At 70.8% G+C, this 19,177-nt stretch carries 18 protein-coding genes and 2 riboswitches; of the genes, 13 read left to right on the forward strand and 5 right to left on the reverse strand.

The features are described from left to right. The first annotated feature begins 14 nt into the window (after positions 1-14). The 3 genes from D4740_RS11695 (at position 15) to D4740_RS11705 (ending at position 3,956) form a co-directional block, all read left to right on the forward strand. Positions 15-1,250, forward strand: coding sequence for an MFS transporter (locus D4740_RS11695; protein WP_119836249.1), 1,236 nt, complete (start codon positions 15-17; stop codon positions 1,248-1,250). 164 nt (positions 1,251-1,414) lie between these two features. Continuing rightward, positions 1,415-2,815, forward strand: a complete 1,401-nt coding sequence (locus D4740_RS11700; protein ID WP_396027234.1) for a glycosyltransferase 87 family protein — start codon at positions 1,415-1,417, stop codon at positions 2,813-2,815. A gap of 16 nt (positions 2,816-2,831) precedes the next feature. Next, positions 2,832-3,956 carry an App1 family protein gene (locus D4740_RS11705; protein WP_119836416.1) on the forward strand — a complete coding sequence of 375 codons (1,125 nt, stop codon included), beginning with the start codon at positions 2,832-2,834 and terminating at the stop codon, positions 3,954-3,956. 93 nt (positions 3,957-4,049) lie between these two features. On the opposite strand, the gene D4740_RS11710 is transcribed toward D4740_RS11705, so the two are convergent. Further along, entirely contained in the window at positions 4,050-4,814 is a 765-nt protein-coding gene (locus D4740_RS11710) for a VIT family protein (RefSeq protein ID WP_205570073.1), read from the reverse strand. A 234-nt stretch (positions 4,815-5,048) separates the two neighbouring features. On the opposite strand from D4740_RS11710, the gene D4740_RS11715 reads away from it, so the two are divergent. The 3 genes from D4740_RS11715 (at position 5,049) to D4740_RS11725 (ending at position 7,455) form a co-directional block, all read left to right on the forward strand. After that, positions 5,049-5,333 (forward strand): YtxH domain-containing protein, encoded by a 285-nt coding sequence (locus D4740_RS11715; protein WP_119836246.1) that lies wholly within the window; start codon positions 5,049-5,051, stop codon positions 5,331-5,333. A gap of 129 nt (positions 5,334-5,462) precedes the next feature. Continuing rightward, on the forward strand, positions 5,463-6,380 hold the full coding sequence (locus D4740_RS11720; protein ID WP_119836245.1) for a cation diffusion facilitator family transporter: 918 nt from the start codon (positions 5,463-5,465) through the stop codon (positions 6,378-6,380). A 136-nt stretch (positions 6,381-6,516) separates the two neighbouring features. Next, positions 6,517-7,455, forward strand: coding sequence for a copper homeostasis protein CutC (locus D4740_RS11725; protein WP_119836244.1), 939 nt, complete (start codon positions 6,517-6,519; stop codon positions 7,453-7,455). An 86-nt stretch (positions 7,456-7,541) separates the two neighbouring features. Here the strand turns inward: D4740_RS11725 and metE are convergent, their stop codons facing one another. The 3 genes from metE to D4740_RS11740 all read right to left on the reverse strand — a co-directional run bounded on the left by metE (position 7,542) and on the right by D4740_RS11740 (position 12,120). Next, positions 7,542-9,923 (reverse strand): 5-methyltetrahydropteroyltriglutamate--homocysteine S-methyltransferase, encoded by a 2,382-nt coding sequence (gene metE / locus D4740_RS11730; protein ID WP_119836415.1) that lies wholly within the window; start codon positions 9,921-9,923, stop codon positions 7,542-7,544. A 384-nt stretch (positions 9,924-10,307) separates the two neighbouring features. Then, positions 10,308-10,394, reverse strand: a riboswitch (SAM riboswitch). A gap of 103 nt (positions 10,395-10,497) precedes the next feature. After that, entirely contained in the window at positions 10,498-10,770 is a 273-nt protein-coding gene (locus tag D4740_RS11735; RefSeq protein WP_119836243.1) for a hypothetical protein, read from the reverse strand. Positions 10,771-10,995: 225 nt separating this feature from the next. Beyond that, positions 10,996-12,120: a methylenetetrahydrofolate reductase gene (locus D4740_RS11740; RefSeq protein ID WP_119836414.1), complete on the reverse strand. Its 1,125-nt coding sequence runs from the start codon at positions 12,118-12,120 to the stop codon at positions 10,996-10,998. 8 nt (positions 12,121-12,128) lie between these two features. Further along, positions 12,129-12,211: riboswitch (SAM riboswitch) on the reverse strand. A 125-nt stretch (positions 12,212-12,336) separates the two neighbouring features. On the opposite strand from D4740_RS11740, the gene D4740_RS11745 reads away from it, so the two are divergent. After that, the gene (locus D4740_RS11745; RefSeq protein ID WP_119836242.1) at positions 12,337-13,140 is read left to right on the forward strand and encodes a S9 family peptidase; all 804 of its coding nucleotides are present in this window, start codon (positions 12,337-12,339) and stop codon (positions 13,138-13,140) included. Between the two features lie 120 nt (positions 13,141-13,260). Here D4740_RS11745 and D4740_RS11750 read toward each other — a convergent pair whose 3' ends face one another. Beyond that, positions 13,261-14,376 carry an endonuclease/exonuclease/phosphatase family protein gene (locus D4740_RS11750; protein WP_147392866.1) on the reverse strand — a complete coding sequence of 372 codons (1,116 nt, stop codon included), beginning with the start codon at positions 14,374-14,376 and terminating at the stop codon, positions 13,261-13,263. A 283-nt stretch (positions 14,377-14,659) separates the two neighbouring features. Between D4740_RS11750 and D4740_RS11755 the strand changes: the two genes are divergently transcribed. The 6 genes from D4740_RS11755 (at position 14,660) to D4740_RS12955 (ending at position 19,171) form a co-directional block, all read left to right on the forward strand. Continuing rightward, positions 14,660-15,169, forward strand: a complete 510-nt coding sequence (locus tag D4740_RS11755) for a PTS sugar transporter subunit IIA (RefSeq protein ID WP_119836240.1) — start codon at positions 14,660-14,662, stop codon at positions 15,167-15,169. Position 15,170: 1 nt separating this feature from the next. Further along, complete coding sequence (locus D4740_RS11760) at positions 15,171-15,623, forward strand: PTS sugar transporter subunit IIB (RefSeq protein ID WP_119836239.1); 453 nt, start codon at positions 15,171-15,173, stop codon at positions 15,621-15,623. After that, entirely contained in the window at positions 15,620-16,912 is a 1,293-nt protein-coding gene (locus tag D4740_RS11765; protein WP_119836238.1) for a PTS ascorbate transporter subunit IIC, read from the forward strand. The genes D4740_RS11760 and D4740_RS11765 overlap by 4 nt, the downstream gene beginning before the upstream one ends. Before the next feature lie 12 nt (positions 16,913-16,924). Then, positions 16,925-17,530, forward strand: coding sequence for a tetratricopeptide repeat protein (locus tag D4740_RS11770; RefSeq protein WP_119836237.1), 606 nt, complete (start codon positions 16,925-16,927; stop codon positions 17,528-17,530). 146 nt (positions 17,531-17,676) lie between these two features. Next, positions 17,677-18,528, forward strand: a complete 852-nt coding sequence (locus D4740_RS11775) for a class II fructose-bisphosphate aldolase (RefSeq protein WP_119836236.1) — start codon at positions 17,677-17,679, stop codon at positions 18,526-18,528. Continuing rightward, entirely contained in the window at positions 18,515-19,171 is a 657-nt protein-coding gene (locus D4740_RS12955; RefSeq protein WP_119836235.1) for an AAA family ATPase, read from the forward strand. The genes D4740_RS11775 and D4740_RS12955 overlap by 14 nt, the downstream gene beginning before the upstream one ends. Positions 19,172-19,177: the final 6 nt, after the last annotated feature.

Genomic DNA, 19,177 nt, shown 5'->3' on the forward strand with positions numbered 1-19,177 from the left:
ACCTCCTGCCCCAGATGACCACCTCCTACTCCAGGATCCTTGCCTACCCGGGTGCCGCAGCCTTCTCCGCTGCGGGCCTGGTAGCCCGCTTCCCCGTGTCCATGACGGGAATCTCCACCATCCTGGCCGTCCAGGACGCCTACGGCTCCTACACCGCCGCCGGCCTCGTCAGTGCGGCAAACATCGTGGCCGTGGCCCTGGGCTCGCCGCTGCTGGCACGGCTGGTGGACGCCTACGGGCAGTCACGGGTCATGCTGCCCGCCGTCCTGGGCTCAGCAGCCGGACTGGCCGGGCTGGCTGCAGCTACCGGGGCACGGGCGCCCCTGGCTGTCCTGGTCGCCCTGGCCGTCCTGGCCGGCGCCCTCGCCGGGTCCATGGGATCCCTGGTGCGGGCCCGGTGGACGGGCATCCTGCGCACCCCCCAGGAGACCCACACCGCCTTCTCCCTGGAGGCCGCCCTGGACGAGGTCACCTTTATCATCGGGCCGGTCCTGGCCACTGCCCTGTGCACCGCCCCCGTCCTGCCGGTGACCTCGGGATGGCTGGCGGCCCTGCTCCTGCAGGTCGGCGGCGGCTCGTGGTTCCTGTCCCAGCGTGCCACCGAGCCCGCTGCCCACGGCAGGCCGGGGCGCGCAGCGACCCCAGGAGGCGCCGCGCACCACAGCGTGCTGCGTCACGGGGCCGTCATCGTGGTCATCGCCGTCTTTCTCCTGTCCGGCGCGATGTTCGGCGCCAACGACGTGGCCGCCGTCGCCTTCGCCACCGAGCAGGGGCACGCCTCCGCCTCAGGGGTCATCCTGGCCGCCTGGGGGGTGGGCTCCCTGACCGCCGCCCTCGCCTACGGCTCCCGCTCCTGGGGCTGGCCGCTGCGGACCCGGCTCCTCCTGGGAGTGGTCGCGCTGGCCGTGGGCTCCTCCACCTTCGCCCTGGCACCCAACCTCGTCGTCCTGAGCGTGCTCATGGTCCTCACGGGGACGGCCATCGCCCCTACGGTCGTCAACGGCAACAACATCATCCAGGTGACTGTAGCTGCCTCCCAGCTGACCGAGGGCCTGGCCTGGGTCAGTACCGCGCTCAACATCGGCGTCTCCCTAGGTGCCCTGCTTGCTGGCAGCGTCATCGACGCGGCCGGGTCACGCGGCGGCTACCTGGTCATGGCAGCCTGCGCCTGGGCCGCCGTGGCAGCCGCGGTGGCGGGCTCCAGGGTGCTACGAGGAGCACGTACCCGCAGCACCCTGGAGGGGCAGTGACAGGAGGGCCGGCAGCGGCGTCGTCCTGCCCACTGCGCAGACCGGGCAAGGCGATGCCCTAGACTCCTCGGGTGCGCAGGAGGAGGCAGGCGACGGCACCCGCAGCAGAGGCAGCGACCGTGCGGGTGGCCCGGCGCCTCCGGCACCGGGCCCTCGGCTCGCCCCTGACCGAGGAGGTAGGGCGACTGGCCCTCCTGGTCGCCGCCTACGTCTCCCTGACCGACGCGGGCTCATGGGTCTTCAAGCTGGACTCCTACGTCTACTACGCCGCCGTCGAGCAGTGGCAGGACGGCGGCGACCTCTACCGCTGGTACGCCAACCCCGGTCAACAGCTGTGGCCCTTCACCTACACCCCCCTGGCCGCGTGGCTCCTCGTCCCGCTGACCGGTCTCACCTACGAGTGGGCCACCGCCCTGCTCGTAGCCGCAACACCTGCGTGTGCCGCGGTGACCGCCTGGGCCGTCCTGCACACCCTGCGAGACCGTCCACCGCCGGGAGGACCTCCCCCCTCCCCGCCTGTGACCCCCTCCTCCCGGGCACCGGGCACCGACCCACCAGGTGATGCCTGGCTCCCGCACGCCCTGTCCGCCCGGGAGGCGCGCAGCCTGGCCCCGTGGCTGGGACTGCTGGCCGTCATGGTCCTGGAGCCCTTCCCCAAGACCATGGAGTACGGGCAGGTCAACGCCGTGCTCATGGCACTGGTCGCCGTGGACGTGCTGGTCCTGCCCGAGGAGTCGCGCTGGCGCGGAGTGCTCAGCGGGCTGGCCGCAGCAGTCAAGCTGACCCCGGCGGTGGCCGTCCTGGTCTTCCTGGCGGGCAGGCAGTGGCGCAGCGCCGCGACCATGGTGGCCTCCGCAGCCGGGGCGACCCTGCTGGCGGCCCTGGCCAGCCCCGAGGAGACCTGGGACTTCTTCACCTGGGCCATGTGGGATACCGGCCGGGCCGGGTTCCGCGACTTCTCCGGCAACCAGAACATCCAGGGGGCTGTCGCCCGGTCGCTGCCCGAGTCGCTGTGGACCCCCGCCTGGGCGCTGGGCACGACCCTGGCCGTCCTGGGCGCCTGGCTGCTGTGCCGCCGCCTGGACGCCCTGGCACCGGCGGGTAGTCCAGCAGCGTCAGCGGGCGCGCCAGCAGCGCCGACGGCTACCACGCTGCTACTACCGCCGACCCGGGGCCTGGTCGTGACCCTCCAGCTGAGCGTGACCATGGTGCTGGGGCTGCTCGTCTCCCCGATCTCCTGGTCGCACCACTGGGTGTGGGCGCTGCCGGCACTCGTGTCGCTGGTAGCAGCCGCCTGGCGGTGGCGCTCCGCGGGCCTGCTGGCCGCATCCGTCGCAGGAGCCGTCGTGTTCTTCCTGGCGGCGCACTGGTGGTTCCCCGAGCAGAACCACGTGGAGCAGGACTGGCCCGCCTGGGCCAAGCTGGTGGGCTCGAGCTACACCTGGTGGGCGCTGGGAAGTGGTGCCGTCCTGTGGCTCGTCTCTGGTCAGGTACTGAGCCGTCGGCACCGTGGCACTGACGCGGAGTTCTTCCCCCAGGAGTCAGGAGAATCAGTCTGCCCCTAGGATGCCCCTTGTGCCTGTGCCTTTCTCCGCCGTCCCCCGCGCTGTCGAGGACCAGTTCCACCGCGACCTGATCCCCGTGCTCAGGCACAGGGGATGGCACCCCCGCGTCATCCCCTACGACGGCTACGGCACCACCTCCGGCTCCGCAGGAACCTCCATGGTGCGGGTCCTGGCCCGCATGGTCATGCGTCCCAAGGACGCGCCCAGCGAGGGGCCGCTGCTCAGCTCCCTGCCCGAGACCCTGCCGACCACTGCGGCCCAGGCCCGTGACATGGCCGTCACCAGCCTCATGGAGGCCCAGCGCGGGTGGCGCCTGTTCATCGACGCCCCCGTCCCCTACCTGCCGGTCACGGTACGTGCCGGGGGAACCAGCGTGCGCACCCGGGCGGACCGCGGCGGCTACGTCGACGTCGTCGTGCGCGGCCACGACCTGGAGCCGGGCTGGCACACGGTCGAGATCGACGCGGCGGGAGCCGGGACTGTGCGCGCCAGGGTGCTCGTCGTCCCACCCGGCCCCCGGCTGGGGATCGTCTCCGACATCGATGACACGGCCATGGTCAGCCACGTGCCCCGCGTCCTGGTGGCCGCATGGAACCAGCTGGTGAAGTACACCTCCTCCCGCGAGCCCGTCCCCGGGATGGCCGAGCTCTACACCCGGATCCAGGCCAGCCACCCAGGAACGCCGGTGATGTACCTGTCCACCGGTGCGTGGAACGTGCTGCCTACGCTGCGATCCTTCTTCCAGCGCCACGGGTTCCCTGACGGACCCAAGCTCATGACGGACTGGGGACCCACCAACACCGGCTGGTTCCGCTCAGGTATCGAGCACAAGCGCACCGAGCTGCGTCGCCTCATGATCGACCTGCCGGAGGTGTCCTGGCTGCTGGTGGGCGACGACGGCCAGCACGACCCGCTCATCTACGGCGAGGCGGCCCGGCACCACTCCGAGCGCGTCCGGGCCGTGGCCATCAGGAAGCTGACCCCGGCGCAGCAGGTGCTCGCTGGCGGCCTGGCCGTCCCCCAGATGGGGATCAGCCCCGAGTCGCGCACCCTCGCGGAGGCCGACGTCCCCGTTGTCGTGGGGGCCGACGGCTACGACCTGGCCAGGCGGCTGCCTCCCGAGCTGGTGGACGGGCGCTGAGACGCACGCTCCCGGGGGGAGAGGCCCCCGGAAACGCCTGCAGGAGACGCCCGGCACAGGCAGTCGACCCACGGCTGTGGGCGCCGGGAAGGCTCACACCGCTGTGCCGACGAGGCTGCCGATCCCCCAGGTCACCCCCATGGCCAGCGCCCCGCCAGCCACGACCCGCACCACAGCGCGTCCCGCCGGGGCGTGCCCCAGCAGGGCCGAGACCCAGCCGGTCAACGCCAGGCCCGCCAGCACTGCCGCCATGGTGAGGGGCACGTCGAGCGGGGACGGGACCACCAGGATCGTCAGCACCGGGAGGGCCGCCCCCAGGACGAAGGCCACCGCCGACGCCGCCGCTGCCGCCCAGGGGCTGGTGTAGTCGTCCTCCCGCAGGCCCGGGCCCGCCTCCAGGTGGGCGGCGACGGCGTCGTGGGCGGTCAGCTCGCGGGCCACCTGGAGGGCCGTGGCCGCGCTCAGCCCCCTGTCCTGGTACCGGGAGGCCAGGTCAGCCAGACCCGCGTCGGGGTCGTGGGCCAGCCCTGCCCGGATCCGGCCGACCTCAGCCCGCTCGGTGTCAGCCTGGGTCGATACCGACACGTACTCCCCGGCCGCCATGGAGACCGCGCCAGCCAGGACGCCGGCGACCGCCGCCGTGAGGATCACCCGGGTCGCGCCCGGGTTGGCGGCAGCGACCCCGACAACGAGCCCGGCCACCGACACGATGCCGTCGTTGGCCCCCAGCACCCCGGCACGCAGCCAGTTGAGGCGCGAGGCGAGCTGCGAGGCCTGCGACACCTGGTTCGACGCGGCCGCGCCCTCCAGGTCGTGCTCACCGCGCCTACCGGGTGCCAGCATCTCAAAAGCGCTCATAGCACTATGGTAGAAATGATAAATTCCCTTGTATAGCAAAGGTTAACTTACCTTACAAAGGCTCGGCTGCCCTCGCCTGGCACTGCCTGCCACCCGGTGGGAGCAGGTGCGACGCGGTAGGCTGGAGCAGGGCGCACAGGAGGCGCCCACCCACCCGAGCAGCTGGCCCGCCCCCCGGCGGACACAGGCGACCAGTCGGCACCTGTCCAGCCACAACGAGCCCAGGAGGCACGCATGGCCACAAAGATCCCCTTCGCCATCGGAATGGGCGTCGGCTACGTCCTGGGGGCACGGGCGGGACGTGCCCAGTACGAGCGCATCAAGGCCGCGGCGGCCCGGGTGGCCGAGCAGCCCTTCGTCCGTCAGAAGATCGACACCGCCTCCGCCCGGGTCAGCCAGGCGGTCCGTGCTCAGGGGGAAGCCGTGACGGACAAGGTAGCCGATGCCGTCAAGGACAGGCTCTTCGGCCCCTCCTCAGCAGGCTCAGCAGGCTCCTCCTCCACGCCGTCAGCCACCTAGTCTAGTCGGCGCACGCCTGGCTGGCGCAGGTCAGCGTCAGCGTAGTCGCCGCTGGGGATCCTCCAGGTTGCTTACGGCTTCCCGAAACCCTGGTTGCGGTCGGCGTGGGTGAGCCGGGAGGATCGCGGCGTGCGCCCACCTCGCTACGCTCCGCCGAAGGACCTCAGCCCCTACGCCTGGCTGTCGGTCGGCGCCGCGGTCACGACCATCACCCTCAAAGGTATGGCCGCCTGGCTAACCGGGTCCGTGGGTCTGCTCTCCGACGCGGCGGAGTCCGTGGTCAACCTTGTCGCCGCCGTCACGACGCTTGTCGTCCTGCGGATCGCAGTCCGCCCGGCCGACGACGACCACCAGTTCGGCCACTCCAAGGCCGAGTACTTCTCAGCTGCTGTCGAGGGCGTCATGATCTTCGCCGCCTCCGCCCTCATCGTCGTCTCCGCAGTGGAGCGGCTGGTCTCCCCCCGCATGCCCGAGCAGCTGGGAACGGGGCTGGTTGTCTGCGTCGCGGCCTCCCTCGTCAACGGGGCCGTGGCCTGGGTCCTGTACCGCAAGGGCCGTCAGGAGCGCTCTGCGGCCCTGGTTGCCGACGCCAGGCACCTAGCCACCGACGTCACTACCTCGGCGGCCGTCCTGCTCGGGGTGGGCCTGGTCGCCGTCTTCCGCGCCCCGGTCCTCGACGCCGTCGTGGCCCTGCTGGCGGGCCTCAACATCATGCGCACCGGGCTCGCGCTGGTCAGGGAGTCGGTGGCCGGGCTCATGGACGCGGCCCCGTCCGCGCAGACGCTGGCGAGGGTGGATAACGTGCTGGAGCGCTACCGTCAGCCGGGCACCATCGACTTCCACGCGGTGCGAGTGCGCGAGGCGGGCTCGCGGCGCTTCATGGACCTGCACGTGCTGGTCCCCGCAGCCTGGAACGTCAAGCAGGGCCACGACCTCACCGAGCGGCTCATCGATGATCTCGTCGCGGCCGACCCCATCCTGCGGGTCTCCGCCCACCTGGAGCCTATCGAGGACCCCAAGTCCTACGAGGACGTCGCTGACGTCTAGGGACCGGCTCGTCCCAGCGCCAACGGGTCCACGCGTACCAGCCAGCCTATGGCCGCGCTCCGCTGCCGCGGTCCGCAGCCAACACCACCCGACACCCCAGTTTCCTTATTCTTCGTTACATGTCAGACTCAACCCTATGAATGCAACGCGGCTCTCCAGGTCGGCGCCGTCACTGCGCCAGCACCCGGCACGACGACCGTCATCTCCTCCCTTCTGGCGCCGACCGGGCCACCTGGTCCTGGAGACCTGCGTGGAGGACGTGGAGGGGGTTCGCATCTCCGCAAGAGTCGGGGCCGACCGGGCAGAGCTCGGGGAGAACCTCACCGCCTCCGGTACCACACCGTCAATCGGCACCGTGGAGGCCGCCATCTTCGCCGCGGCGGAGCAGGTCGAGGAGCGCCGCACACGCCTGGGAGCGCACTGGGCACAGACGGCGCAGTCAGCGCCCTTCGGACTGCGCGTCCTCATCAGGCCGCGCGGAGGCCCCTACGTCTACAACTCCGACGAGGGACGGGCCATGATCGCTGACGTGCGACGCATCGCCGCCCTGGCGCGGGAGATGGGGGAGTTCACCCGGCCCCAGGTGGTGGCGGGTGCGGGCACGCACCTGCCACCTGCCGTCGAGCTGGGCTTCGTCGTCGGGGCGCTCACTGACGACGGCGCTGTGGACCGTGGGCTGGTGCGGCTGCTGGTGTCCATGGCGGACGGCGCCCCCGTCACCTTCCACCGGGCCTTCGACCAGTGCCGGGACACGGTGGAGGCCTACGGCGACCTGGGCGGCCTGGGCGTGGACTATGTCCTCACTTCTGGCGCCTCCGACTCCCCGGAGGAGGCCTCTGCCATGATCGCCGGGCTGACAACTAGCGACGGCCCCACTGTCATCGCAGCCTCCGGCGGGCTGGGTATCGGCCCGGAGGGCCTTGGCTCCCTGGTGGCAGCGACCGGGGTACGGGAGGTGCACATGCGCTGCCCCCAACCGGGTATCGGCCCGGGGGAGCCGCAGCGTACTGACCAGGAGATGGTGCGCCGCGCCGTGGAGGCAGCCCGGGCCGTCACCCTGCCGCCGCGCGCGTGAGCCGGAGCCTGGCAGGTGTGGCTGACCCGCCCTGGGACAGGCCAGCCACACACACCTATAAGACCGCCCAGACGGTTCCTCCTGCCTCAGGAGTCCTTCGCCTGCTCCGCGGCTCGAACCTGCGCGGCCGCCTGGACCAGGTTGCGCAGGGAGGCCTGCACCTCCTCATAGCCGCGGGTCTTGAGACCACAGTCCGGGTTAGCCCATAGCCGCTGCGCCCCCAGGGCCGCCACCGCGCGCTCCAGCAGCTCCACGCACTCCTGGGTGCTGGGCACGCGCGGGGAGTGGATGTCCCACACGCCCGGTCCCAGCTGGCGTTCAAAGCCGTGCTCGGCCACCGCGGGCAGGATGTCCATGCGCGAGCGCGAGGCCTCGATGGAGGTGACGTCGGCGTCCAGGTGGTCCACGGCGTCGATGACGACGTCGAACTCCGAGTAGCACAGGTGGGTGTGGACCTGGGTGGCCGGGGCGGCCCCGCCGGTGGCCAGGCGGAAGGACCCCACCGACCAGGCCAGGTACTCCTCCCGATCGGCGCGACGCAGGGGCAGGGTCTCGCGGATGGCCGGCTCGTCGACCTGGACGACCCCGATCCCGGCCGCCTCCAGGTCGGCCACCTCGGCACGCAGGGCCAGGCCGAGCTGGTCGGCCACCTGAGCGCGCGGCACGTCGTCGCGCACGAAGGACCAGGCCATGATGGTGACCGGGCCGGTAAGCATGCCCTTGAGAGGCCTGTCAGTCAGCGACTGCGCGTAGGAGGACCAGGCCACCGTCATCGGCGCGGGGCGTACCACGTCGCCCCACAGGACGGAGGGACGGGTGCAGCGTGACCCGTAGGACTGGACCCACCCGTGCTCGGTGGTGGCAAAACCGTCCAGGAGCTCGGCGAAGTACTGGACCATGTCGTTGCGCTCGGCCTCACCGTGGACCAGGACGTCCAGGCCGATCTCCTCCTGGAGACGCACCACTGAGGCGATCTCGGCGCGCATCGCCTCCTCGTAGGCGGCCTGGTCGAGCTCGCCGCGCCGGTAGGCGGCACGCGCCCGGCGGATCTGGGAGGTCTGGGGGAAGGAGCCGATGGTGGTCGTGGGCAGGACGGGCAGCCCCAGACGCGCCTGCTGGGCTACCTGACGCTCGGCGTAGGGGGCGCGGGTGCGGTCCGCCTCGGTGACCGCAGCTACCGCCTGACGGACCTCCGGCCGGCTGACCCCCGGGTGGGCGGCACGCTCAGCCCGCAGACGGGCGTCCTCGGCCAGCTCGGCGGCCACCGCCTCACGCCCCTGTGCCAGCCCCCGGGCAAGCACCTGCACCTCACCCACCTTCTGGTCGGCGAAGGCCAGCCAGGAGCGCACCTGCGGGTCAAGGGCGGTCTCCCGCTCGACGTCGTGGGGCACGTGCAGCAGCGAGGTGGAGGTGGTCACGGTCACCGGCGTGCCCGGGGGCAGGGCATCACGCAGCCGCTCCAAGGCAGTCAGGGCGGCGTCCAGGTCGGTGCGCCAGATGTTGCGCCCGGAGACCACCCCGGCCGCCACCGACTTGCCCGCCAGGGCGGCCAGGTCCTGGTCGTGGGGCAGGCCGCCCGCCACCAGGTCCAGGCCGACGGCATCCACGGGCGTAGCCCCCAGGACGGGCAGGGCGTCGCCCAAGGACCCGTAGGAGCCGGCCACGAGCAGGCGGGGCCGCTCCACAACCGCCCCCAGCCAGGTGTAGGCGTCACGCACCGCCTCCAGGACCCGAGCGCGCCCCACGGCCCAGGAGTCGCTGGCCAGGGCCGGCTCATCGAGCTGGACCCACTGGGCACCAGCCTCATGCAGGTCCATGAGGAGGTGGCCGTAGGCGTCAATGACGTCGCCCAGGCGGTCCAGGGGGGTAAAACCGGGGGCGGCGTCGTCGCTAGGCTTGGCCAGCAGCAGGTAGGTGACTGGGCCCACCACCACCGGGCGCGGGAGGGTGCCCGCGGCCACGGCATCACGCACCTGGTCAGCGGGGCTGGCCGTGCCAGCGGCAGCCGAGCCGACGTAGCTGATGGGGGTGTCCTGGTCGATCTCGGGGACCAGGTAGTGGTAGTTGGAGTCCAGCCACTTGGTCATCTCCAGGGCCGGGCGGTCCCCCTCCCCCCGGGCCAGCGTGAAGTAGCCGTCCAGGTCCAGGCCGCCGTGCTCGTCGCACAGGTCGCGGAAACGGGCTGGGACCGCGCCCAGGGCGGCGGTGACGTCGAGGACCTGGTCGTAGAGGGTGGAGTCGGCCGGGACGGCGGAGGCGGCGTCCAGGCCCAGGGCGGCCAGGCGGGCGCGGGTGGCCTGGCGCAGGCTGGCGGTGGCCTCGCGCAGGTCCGCAGCGGTGGCAGCCCCTTTCCAGTAGGACTCGACGGCACGCTTGAGCTCGCGGTCGGGGCCGATGCGCGGGTAGCCCAGGATGGTGGCCGCGGGGAGCGGGGCAGGTGCGGTGGGCTGGGTGTCAGAGGCGCTCATGGGGGTCTCCTTGCAGGGCAGGGTACGAACGAGGATGCGGTGGGCGACGCCCGGTAGCGGGCAGGCGACGAGGACAGCGGCCCGGTCAGGTGGCGCAGGAAGCATGTCGGTAGGCATGCCGCCCTGGAACCGCCGGGAGTGGTCTCCACGGAACCGGTGCACGGCGCAGGCCAGCACAGCGCTCAGGCTGGGGCAACGGCACCGCCTCAGGCACTGTCTGTCACCATTGGACACTGCTGGGGGCTGCTCTCCTGCTTCCGGGTATCCGGGACGTGGCGGCGTCAGGTCCTCGCCGCCCCGGGCATTCGACCACCGGGGGCAGGGGTGGTCCGCGGCGCGAACACACCCGTGACATCGGTGCTGGGTAGCCTGAGCAGCATCGCCTCTCCATCGGTCGTGGCGGAAGCACCCTGCCGGGGCGGGTTGCTGCGGCGTCACCGAGCCACGTCTCTCAGCCGCTCTGGATAGAAGGCCCGGACCGGGCCTAGGTGGACCGGGCCAACCCTACCCCAGCCGCGCCGATCACCACACACCGTCCGGACGGTGGACAGCGATGGACGGCCGATGGGGCGGCTCAGCGCGGGCGCGCGGTACGGACTCGGTAGAGGACATAGGCAGCCGCGACAAGGACTGACAGCCCGGCAGCACCCCGGACGTGGGGGACAAAGCTCAGCGCCGGCAAGCTGTTCACCTCGGTAGGCCACACCGTGTACACCCACGGGATCGACACCGACGCATCAGCGGCAAGAGCGACGAGGGCAGCCCCGGCACACAGCAGGAACACGCTACAGGCGCCGAGGACAAGGCTAGCCACGACCAACGAGGTCACCCGGAGGACAGAGAACATGAGAATCTCCTTGTCATCTTAATGACGTGACACGAGCGTCAACCGCCCTGCCACGGTAACACCGCAATATCATTACCTCCGGCAGCCCCGCCGGACCACTCCGGTGCCGCCTCCGTGACGCGAAGACAGCCTGCGCTCATACGCTCATATATGTCTCGCCCCCACGGTCCTCCCTACGCTACGACCTGGCTCTACCCGCCCACCAGCTCCCTCCCTACCAGACCCCTACCAGACAGAGGGACGCCGGTCCCCGCCGGGAGTGGCGTTGAGGTAGGCCAGGTCCACCTCGTGCTGGGTCTCCCGGTCGGGCTCCTGCCCCCGGAAGATCCCTCCCAGACGCAGGTGGGAGACCACGTCCAGCGCGGGCCGGGTCCGGTTGAATGTGTAGAGGTGCACCCCGGGGGCACCTCCGTCGAGCACCTGGGTGGCCAGGCGCAGGGTGGCGTCGATCCCCGCCGCCACAGCCTGGGCGCCCTCGGCCCGCCGTAGGGTGGCACTCAGGTCGGCCGGGACCTGCACACCGGTCAGCGACTCCAGGCGGGTCAGGCGGCGCAGGTCCGTCAGGGGGATGATGCCGGGAAGGACAGGCATGACCACCCCGCTGTAGGAAGCGGCACGCGACAGCGACAGGTAGTCCTGCGCGTCGTAGAAGACCTGGGTTATGGCCAGGTCGGCACCCGCCTCCTGCTTGGCGGCCAGGACCTCCACCTCAGCCTCCAGGTCCTCGCAGGCAGGGTAGGCAGCCACGGCCACCTGCAGGTGCCGGGCGCCGTCACCGAAGTACTCGTCCTCGACCTCGCGGATCACGCGCACCAGGTCGCTGGCGTAGCGCAGCTCACCGGGGACGTCGCTCGCCCTGGTCCCGCGCGGCGGGTCGCCCCGCAGCGCCAGGAAGCGGCGCACCCCCAAGCCCAGGAAGAGGCGCACAATCTCCACCACGTCGCGCCTGCGGTAGCCGATACAGGTCAGGTGGGCCATGAGCGGCACCCGGCTGGTGGCCAGCACGTGGGTGACGACGTCCTCAGCCGGGTTGTGCTCCCGCACCGCGCACACCCCGGGGCCGCCGTCAGGGTCGGGCGCGAAGGTCGGCCGGTAGGTGACTGAGACGAAGTCGGGGAGCACCCCCAGCAGCCGGTCCAGCGCTCCCCACGTCTGCGAGGCATGGACACCGGGGCGGGGAGGGAAGAGCTCCAGGGACAGCGAGGGCAGCCCCGCCGGGGCCAGCGCGGCACCAGCGGCACCCGGGGACGCAGCCCGCTGGGGCGCGACAGGCCCCGCTGCAGGCAGGGGCGGCCCGGTCACGGGAACCAGGTCTGCGTCGTACTGGTCCACTCGGTCCACTCGGTCCATGGTGCGGCCCTCCATCGGTCCTGGCGGAAGCACCCGGAGGGGGTTGCTGCGGCGTCACGGAGCCAGGTCTCTCAGCCACTCTAGATGGAACAGCCCAAGGGTAGACGAACCCCAGGACCACGGGCACAGCTACAGGCTCACGCTGGAAGCGCAATTCCCCTGGGCGCCCTCCGCGACCTGGTGACCCGCGCCAGCTTCTAGCCTAAGCTTGTACGCATGAGCATGGTGCGTATCGACACCCCGCGCGGTGTCACCCTGGTGGGCTCCTTCGTCCGCCCCGACGGCACCCCGCCGCAGGACGGCGAGAGCGGCACGGGCGTGCCGACCCGCCGGGAGGGCGTGGTGCTGCTGGCCCACGACTTCCTCGCGGACCGGCACGGAGAGCAGGGGCGCCTGGACCTGGTCTCGGCCAGCTACCAGAAGGCGGGCATGGCCACCCTCAGCATCGACTTCTCCGGACTGGGCGAGTCCGACGACGACGTCATCACCCTGGCCAACGAGGCCGAGGACCTCAGGGCGGTGTCCGGCTGGCTGGCCGAGCGCGGCTACACCCGCCAGGCCATCCACGCCAACGGCTTCGGCGCGACCGCCGCTCTCCTGGCCCGGCCCGAGCAGGTACGCACCGCCGTCCTGGTAGGGGCCGTGGTCGGCCCCCAGTCAGTCCTGTGGGAGCAGGTCTTCTCCCCCCACCAGCTCGACGAGCTCGCCCGCCACGGCCTGACCCGGCTGGTGGACGACAACCCGAACCCGCGCCAGTGGAACGTGCTGAGCAAGGAGACCCTCGCCGACTTCTCCATGCAGGAGCCCCACACCACCATGGCGGAGGTTCCGTGGCCGGTCCTTATGATCTACGGGGCGCTGACCCACGAGATGCCCGATACCGCGGCAGACGCCCAGAAGGGCTTCCCGCTCCTGAAGGACGGCAGCCAGCTGGTGCAGGTACGCAAGGACCACCCGCAGGAGGCCCAGGCGGAGGTGGCTCGGCTGGGTACTGAATGGGTGACACGACACCTGCGCTGAGCCGCACCCAGGTGAGCGGATACGGTCACCCTGCGGACCCCGGGTGGCCCTGGCTCCCGCCCTGTCAGCCCCGCCCTGTCATCGTCGTCTCGGCCTTACCCGTCTAGGCCTTGCCCATGTCTAGGCCTTGCCCAGACGGACCACCACTGCCCGGTGGTCCGTCTGGGGCAGCGTGAGGACCTCGCCTGACTGCCCCACCCAGGCGGAGGCGTCCACGAGGACGTGGTCAATGGTTGCCCCCAGGAGCCTGGTCCCGGTGTGGGTGGGCCAGGTCGCCAGGCCACCGACACCCGCCTGCTCCCCCGCGCTCGCGCAGGCGTGCAGGTCACGCAGCAGGGCGTGGTCGCGGGTGGCGTTGAAGTCACCGACCATGACCAGCCCCTCGGGCGGGTCCTGGCACAGGCCGGCCACCGTGGTCAGCGAGGACCTCCACTCCCCCATGAGCCCCGGCACCGGCGGGTAGGTGTGCACCCCGGTGATGACAGGCCCTGACCCGTCCACGGGCTCCAGCACGACCATTCCGCGCCCCGCACCCGCCACCCCCTCCGTCTGCCGGTAGCCCCCCAGGCGCTCGGAGACGAGGACCGTCGTAGCGCGCACCGGGTCGATGCCGTGATGCGCCCCGGAGTCGTCGTCGGCACCGTCGCCGTCCTCGTCGTTCCACCCGTAGGGCGGGCTGACTGCGGTGTAGACCGTCAGCTCCCCAGCCGCGCCCCGCAGCAGCCCTGCCAGCTCCTCGCCGTAGGCGGCTGTCGTCTCCGGCAGGACGACGACGTCGGCCTGCACGGCCCGGGCGGTCTCGGCCACGGCCTGGACGGGCGCGTCCTCCCTCTCGGTGTTAAGGGACATGACGGTGAAAGCAGCCTTGTCCGAGGGGGTGTCCGAGGAGGTATCAGAGGTTTCAAGAGGTCCCAGGGACATGCCGCGCCCTAGGAGGACGCCACCGTGGGCGAGGGCGACGAGGACAAGGACCAGCCCGAGGGCACCGGTGCGCAGTCCGGCACGCGACGAGGAGGACGCACGCCCAGCCCGGGACCGGGCCAGCCTGCGTCGCAGGAGGGCGGTGGCCAGCAGGAGGAGGCCCAGGAGCCCCCACCCGAGCGTCATGAAGGTGCGCAGCGCCACGACCTGGGCGACAAAGGGCTGCATGGTCAGAGGAGGACGCAGGCTCACCAGCGCCACGGCTGCCGCGAGCGCGACCACACCCCATCCCAGGCCATGAAGGTAACGACTCATGCACGACATTCAACCAGAGCTCGTGAGAAAGTCCGGGCAGCGAGAGGAGCACGCGCAGCGGCCATGGTCTCGCGGCTGCTGCCTGCCAGGTCCCTGGACCAGCCGGTCCCGCCCATCTTCCGCCTGCACGCCCTGAGGCGGAAGGAGACGTGCTGGCCCGCCTCAGACGCGGGCGCGGATACTCGCAGTGCATCAACCACGAGCCACGCGGGCCAGGAGCCGAGCACATGCTGCCGAGCACAATCACCGAGCACGACCTCTGTCCGCGTCATGGAGCCAAGCCATGGACAGTGCACTGACCGACCTCATCACCGACGACCGTGTCGTCATCCGCCAGCGGGTCAACGACTGGCGCCAGGCCATCACGCTCGCCGCCGAGCCACTGGTGTCCGACGGCTCCGTCTCACGTGCCTACGTCCGCTCCATGATCCGCTCCGTGGAGACGTACGGCCCCTACATCGTCCTGGCTCCCCACACAGCCCTGGCCCACGCGCGCCCCGACGGCGAGGTCTACCGACAGGCCATGAGCCTGCTCACCCTGTCAGACCCTGTGACCTTCGGCCATGAGGACAACGACCCGGTGTCCCTCGTGTTCTGTCTGGCGGCTGTAGACAGCGCCTCCCACCTGGCCGCCCTGCAGCAGTTCGTGTCCCTGGTCACCGACGTCACACGGCTGAGGCTCCTGGTTGCAGCGAGAACCGTCACCGAGCTCCAGCGGGCACTCCGCCACGGGCACGGCGCATCCACCACGTCACCGACAGACACCGGCAGCCACCGACAAAGGAGTACCTGACATGGCACGTTCCGCCCGCACGGCCGACACACCCAGGAAGCCCGACATCTACTTCGTCTGCGGGGCCGGCCTAGGCTCCAGCCTCGCCTGCCAGATGGAGGCCGAGGAGGTCCTCCGCCAGGCCGACCTGCCCGCCAGCCTCCACCACGACGGGATCTCCGCCCTGCCCGGTATCCAGGCCGACATCATCGTCTCGGCGGAGAACTTCCGGCCTATGATCGACAAGCACGGTCCTGACCCCTCGATCACCCTTGTGTTCCTTCACAACGTCGTGGACAAGGAGGAGATCCGCGACCGGCTCGTCCCTGTCGTCACAGCGTTTGTCACAGGGTTGCGGGACGGACACCGTGACCAGGACGCTCGCACGTCACCGGGTAGCGGGCCTGGGGCGGCTCTTCCCGAGACCAGCACGTCGGCCACCTCGCCCTCCATGACCCAGGAGCCCCAGCCATGAGCGCCCTGGGCTGGGTCATCTCCAACATCTTGACCCAGGCCGGGATCGTCATCGCCCTCATCGCGATGCTCGGCCTGGTCCTTCAGGGCAAGGGCGTAGGTGCCACCGTCGTCGGCACCTTCAAGACCCTTCTGGGCTTCTACGTCCTGGCCGCCGGCTCGGCGATCCTGGTGGACACCCTGACCTACTTCGGTACCGTGTTCCAGGCAGCCTTCAACATGACCGGCGTGGTGCCCAGCATCGAGGCGGTTAACGGCTACGCCACCAACAACCTCCAGCTGGGCGGCCAGATCGCCCTGACCTTCCTGGGGATCTTCGTGGTCAACATCCTCCTGGCCCGCCTCACCCCGTGGAAGTACATCTTCCTCACCGGGCAGGCCCTACTGTGGATGGCCACCATGACCGTGGTCCTGGGACACGCTGCCGGGCTGCACGGAGCCTGGCTCATCGCCGCAGCCAGCCTGGTGGGTGGGGTCTTCGCCGTGGGCATGCCCGCCGCCGCCCAGCCGATCGTGCGCAGGATCACCGGCAACGACGCCATCGCCCTGGGGCACTTCTGCACCATCGGCTACCTGGTCGAGGCCGGGGTAGCCTGGCTGGTGCGCAGGCGGGGCACAGACAGACAGCCCTCCACCGAGGAGGTCACGCTACCCCGCTCCCTGGAGTTCCTCCAGGACACCTACATGTCCCTGGCGGTGGTTATGGTGCCGCTCTACCTTGTCACCGCCGCCTTCGCCGGGGCGGATCCCGTGGCCGACCAAACCGGGGACATGAACCACATGGTGCACGCCTTCATCCAGGCGGTGCAGTTCGTCGTGGGCGTCTACGTCCTCATGGCCGGGGTGCGCCTCCTGCTGGGAGAGATTGTCCCCGCCTTCCGGGGCATCTCCATGAGGCTGGTCCCTGACTCCAGGCCGGCTCTGGACTGCCCGGTCCTGTTCCCCTACGCACCCAACGCTGTCGTGGTCGGCTTCATCACTACGACCCTGGGCACCGTCATCGCCATGCTCGCCCTGCCCGCCCTCGGCTTCGCCGTCATCGTGCCGGGCATGCTCACCAACTTCTTCGCCGGAGGCACGGCGGGGATCTTCGGCAACGCGGTGGGCGGCAGGCGAGGGGCGCTAGTGGGCGGGGTCGTCCACGGGCTGTTCATCACCCTCCTGCCCGCCCTCCTGGTGACCACCTTCCTCAACCTGGGCTTCCCCAACCTGTCCGCCACCGACGTCGACACCATCACGGCGGGGCTGGTCTTCGCCTACGTCATCGGCCCGATCATGCGGGCCTTCTGAGAGGAGGAGGCCATGAGACTGGGAAAGAGGTCGTGGGGGCGCAAGGGCCGCGGGAGCCGTGGGAGCCTGGAGAACCACGGAGCCGTGACGCCCGGTGAAGAAGGCAGTGCTGCCAGCGCTACCAGCGCTACCAGCGCCGCCAACGCCGCCAGTGCCGCAGCAGCCCCGTCGCTGCCGGTCCCACCACAGCGCGAGGCCGAGCTGCGAACCACCATCGCCTCGCTGACCGACCAGCTGGTGGCGCTGGGTGGGGCAGGAGTCGGCCCAGCACCGGAGACAAGTGCCCTGTCCCAGGCACCGGCCGGGCAGGGCCAGGTGCCGACAGGACCGGCCCAGGAAGTCGGCACCGGCGGGACCGACCAGCGCGTCACCGTCCTCAACGAGCTGGGTGCCGCCTGCGCCGAGCTGGGGGACACCGAGGCTGCTATCGCCCACTACGAGGCCTCCATGGCCTTGCACGAGCAGTTCGGCCCCGCCTACCGCGGGCTGCTCACCCTGTACAACAACATGCTCCGTCAGGCCGCCGCTGCCAAGGACGACGACGGCGTCCGGCACTGGAGCTCCAGGCTCGACGACCTGACGGCCCTGTCCAAGCGCGTCATGCGCTCACAGTACTGACCCGGCACTGACCCGGCACCAGCCCGGCACTGACCGCGCATCGGTGAGAGCGCCGCCCGGCACCGTCAGCAGGTGGCAGGCGGCTCCCACCCGGGAAGCAGCCCGCAGGGAGCCGTCGTACCTGAGACCCTCGTGAAAGGATCCCCATGTACGTATCCATGACCCCGATGCTGGCCGAGGCGGCCGCCGTGGGCTATATGGTCGGCGCGTTCAACGCCCACAGCCTGGAGATGGTGCCACCTATCATCCGGGCAGCCCGCGACCTCGGCGCCCCGGTCATCGTCCAGACCTCTCCGGGCACCGCCCGGTACGTCGGCATGCGCAACCTGGTGGCCGTATGCCGCTCCATGGCGGAGGACGAGGTCGTCGACGTCGCCCTCCACCTCGATCACGCCACCAGCCTGACCGATATCCGCGACGCCGTGGAGGCGGGCTACTCCTCGGTCATGTTCGACGGCTCCCTCATGGCCGTGAGCCGCAACGTGGCCACCTCGCGCCGCGTCATCGACTACGCCCGCAGCCGCGGCGTCTCCGTGGAGGTAGAGATCGGCACCATCGGCGGGACCGAGGAGGGGGTGAGCAGCACCGGGGGCCTGCGCACCCAGCCCCAGGAGGCCGTGTGGTTCCTGGAGCAGGTGGACGCCGACGCCCTGGCCGTGAGCATCGGCACCAGTCACGGCCAGTTCCGCTCCACCACCGACATCGACCTCGACCTTCTCTCCCGGATCCACCAGGCTGTGGACCTCCCCCTGGTCATCCACGGCGGTACCGGCGTGGACGAGGCCGACTACCCCTCCCTAAGCGCCAACGGGGTGCGCAAGTTCAACGTCGGCACCGAGCTCCTCGTGGGCTGGACCCGCCAGGCCCAGGAGCAGTTCGCAGCCACCGAGGTCAGCACCTCCCTTCGCCGCAACATCGAGCCGTGCAACGACGTCGTCCGCGATATCGTCGCCCGCAAGATCAGCCTGTTCCTGGGTGAGACCCGTGAGCCGCAGTGAGGCCAGCCAGGCCGGGGGCACGCTTATCCTCGTGGCAGGCCCCCCGGGCACCGGCAAGAGCTGGATGGCCCGCCTGGTCCTGCGCCACCTGGAGGACCATGTCCTGGCCCCGGGCGAGCGCTGCCAGCAGGTGTCGCTGGACCAGGTCAAGGAGGGCCTGTGGGACCGCCTAGGCTTCTCCGGGCCGCAGGAGAAGGCCTTGCTGGACCGGGAGGCGCTGAAGGAGTACGAGCGGGCTGTGGGGGCGGCCATGGGCCACAGCCGTGTGGTGGTCTCCGACTACCCTTTCAGCACCAGGCAGCACGACCTGCTGTCACGCCTGTGCTGCCAGCACGGGTTCACCCCCCTGACCGTACGTCTCGTGGCCGACACCGACGTCCTCTACGAGCGCCAACGGCACCGCGACCTAGAGACCTCCCGGCATCCGGGCCATCTGCTGACCTCCTACCGTCCGGGGCAGGTCCTGTTCGACCGGACCGAGGCCGACGCGCTGGTGTCCCGGGAAGAACTAGCCCGCCGCTGTGCCGAGCGCGGCTACTCCTCCTTCACGCTCGGGCAGACGCTGGAGGTCGATGTCAGCGACCTTGATGCCGTGAGCTACCCGGCTGTGCTGGCCTGGGTGGAGGAGCAGCTGAGGGGGTAGCGAGGC

It is taken from the genome of Actinomyces sp. 2119, assembly GCF_003591215.1.
GTDB lineage: Bacteria > Actinomycetota > Actinomycetes > Actinomycetales > Actinomycetaceae > Actinomyces > Actinomyces lilanjuaniae.

What these genes read in the sequence shown, in the direction of transcription:
- D4740_RS11695 (WP_119836249.1), top strand. Translation starts at nt 15, where the DNA reads ATGACCACCTCCTACTCCAGGATCCTTGCCTACCCGGGTGCCGCAGCC.
- D4740_RS11710 (WP_205570073.1), bottom strand. Translation starts at nt 4,814, where the DNA reads ATGAGCGCTTTTGAGATGCTGGCACCCGGTAGGCGCGGTGAGCACGAC.
- D4740_RS11715 (WP_119836246.1), top strand. Translation starts at nt 5,049, where the DNA reads ATGGCCACAAAGATCCCCTTCGCCATCGGAATGGGCGTCGGCTACGTC.
- D4740_RS11725 (WP_119836244.1), top strand. Translation starts at nt 6,517, where the DNA reads ATGAATGCAACGCGGCTCTCCAGGTCGGCGCCGTCACTGCGCCAGCAC.
- metE (WP_119836415.1), bottom strand. Translation starts at nt 9,923, where the DNA reads ATGAGCGCCTCTGACACCCAGCCCACCGCACCTGCCCCGCTCCCCGCG.
- D4740_RS11735 (WP_119836243.1), bottom strand. Translation starts at nt 10,770, where the DNA reads ATGTTCTCTGTCCTCCGGGTGACCTCGTTGGTCGTGGCTAGCCTTGTC.
- D4740_RS11740 (WP_119836414.1), bottom strand. Translation starts at nt 12,120, where the DNA reads ATGGACCGAGTGGACCGAGTGGACCAGTACGACGCAGACCTGGTTCCC.
- D4740_RS11745 (WP_119836242.1), top strand. Translation starts at nt 12,337, where the DNA reads ATGAGCATGGTGCGTATCGACACCCCGCGCGGTGTCACCCTGGTGGGC.
- D4740_RS11750 (WP_147392866.1), bottom strand. Translation starts at nt 14,376, where the DNA reads ATGAGTCGTTACCTTCATGGCCTGGGATGGGGTGTGGTCGCGCTCGCG.
- D4740_RS11755 (WP_119836240.1), top strand. Translation starts at nt 14,660, where the DNA reads ATGGACAGTGCACTGACCGACCTCATCACCGACGACCGTGTCGTCATC.
- D4740_RS11760 (WP_119836239.1), top strand. Translation starts at nt 15,171, where the DNA reads ATGGCACGTTCCGCCCGCACGGCCGACACACCCAGGAAGCCCGACATC.
- D4740_RS11765 (WP_119836238.1), top strand. Translation starts at nt 15,620, where the DNA reads ATGAGCGCCCTGGGCTGGGTCATCTCCAACATCTTGACCCAGGCCGGG.
- D4740_RS11770 (WP_119836237.1), top strand. Translation starts at nt 16,925, where the DNA reads ATGAGACTGGGAAAGAGGTCGTGGGGGCGCAAGGGCCGCGGGAGCCGT.
- D4740_RS11775 (WP_119836236.1), top strand. Translation starts at nt 17,677, where the DNA reads ATGTACGTATCCATGACCCCGATGCTGGCCGAGGCGGCCGCCGTGGGC.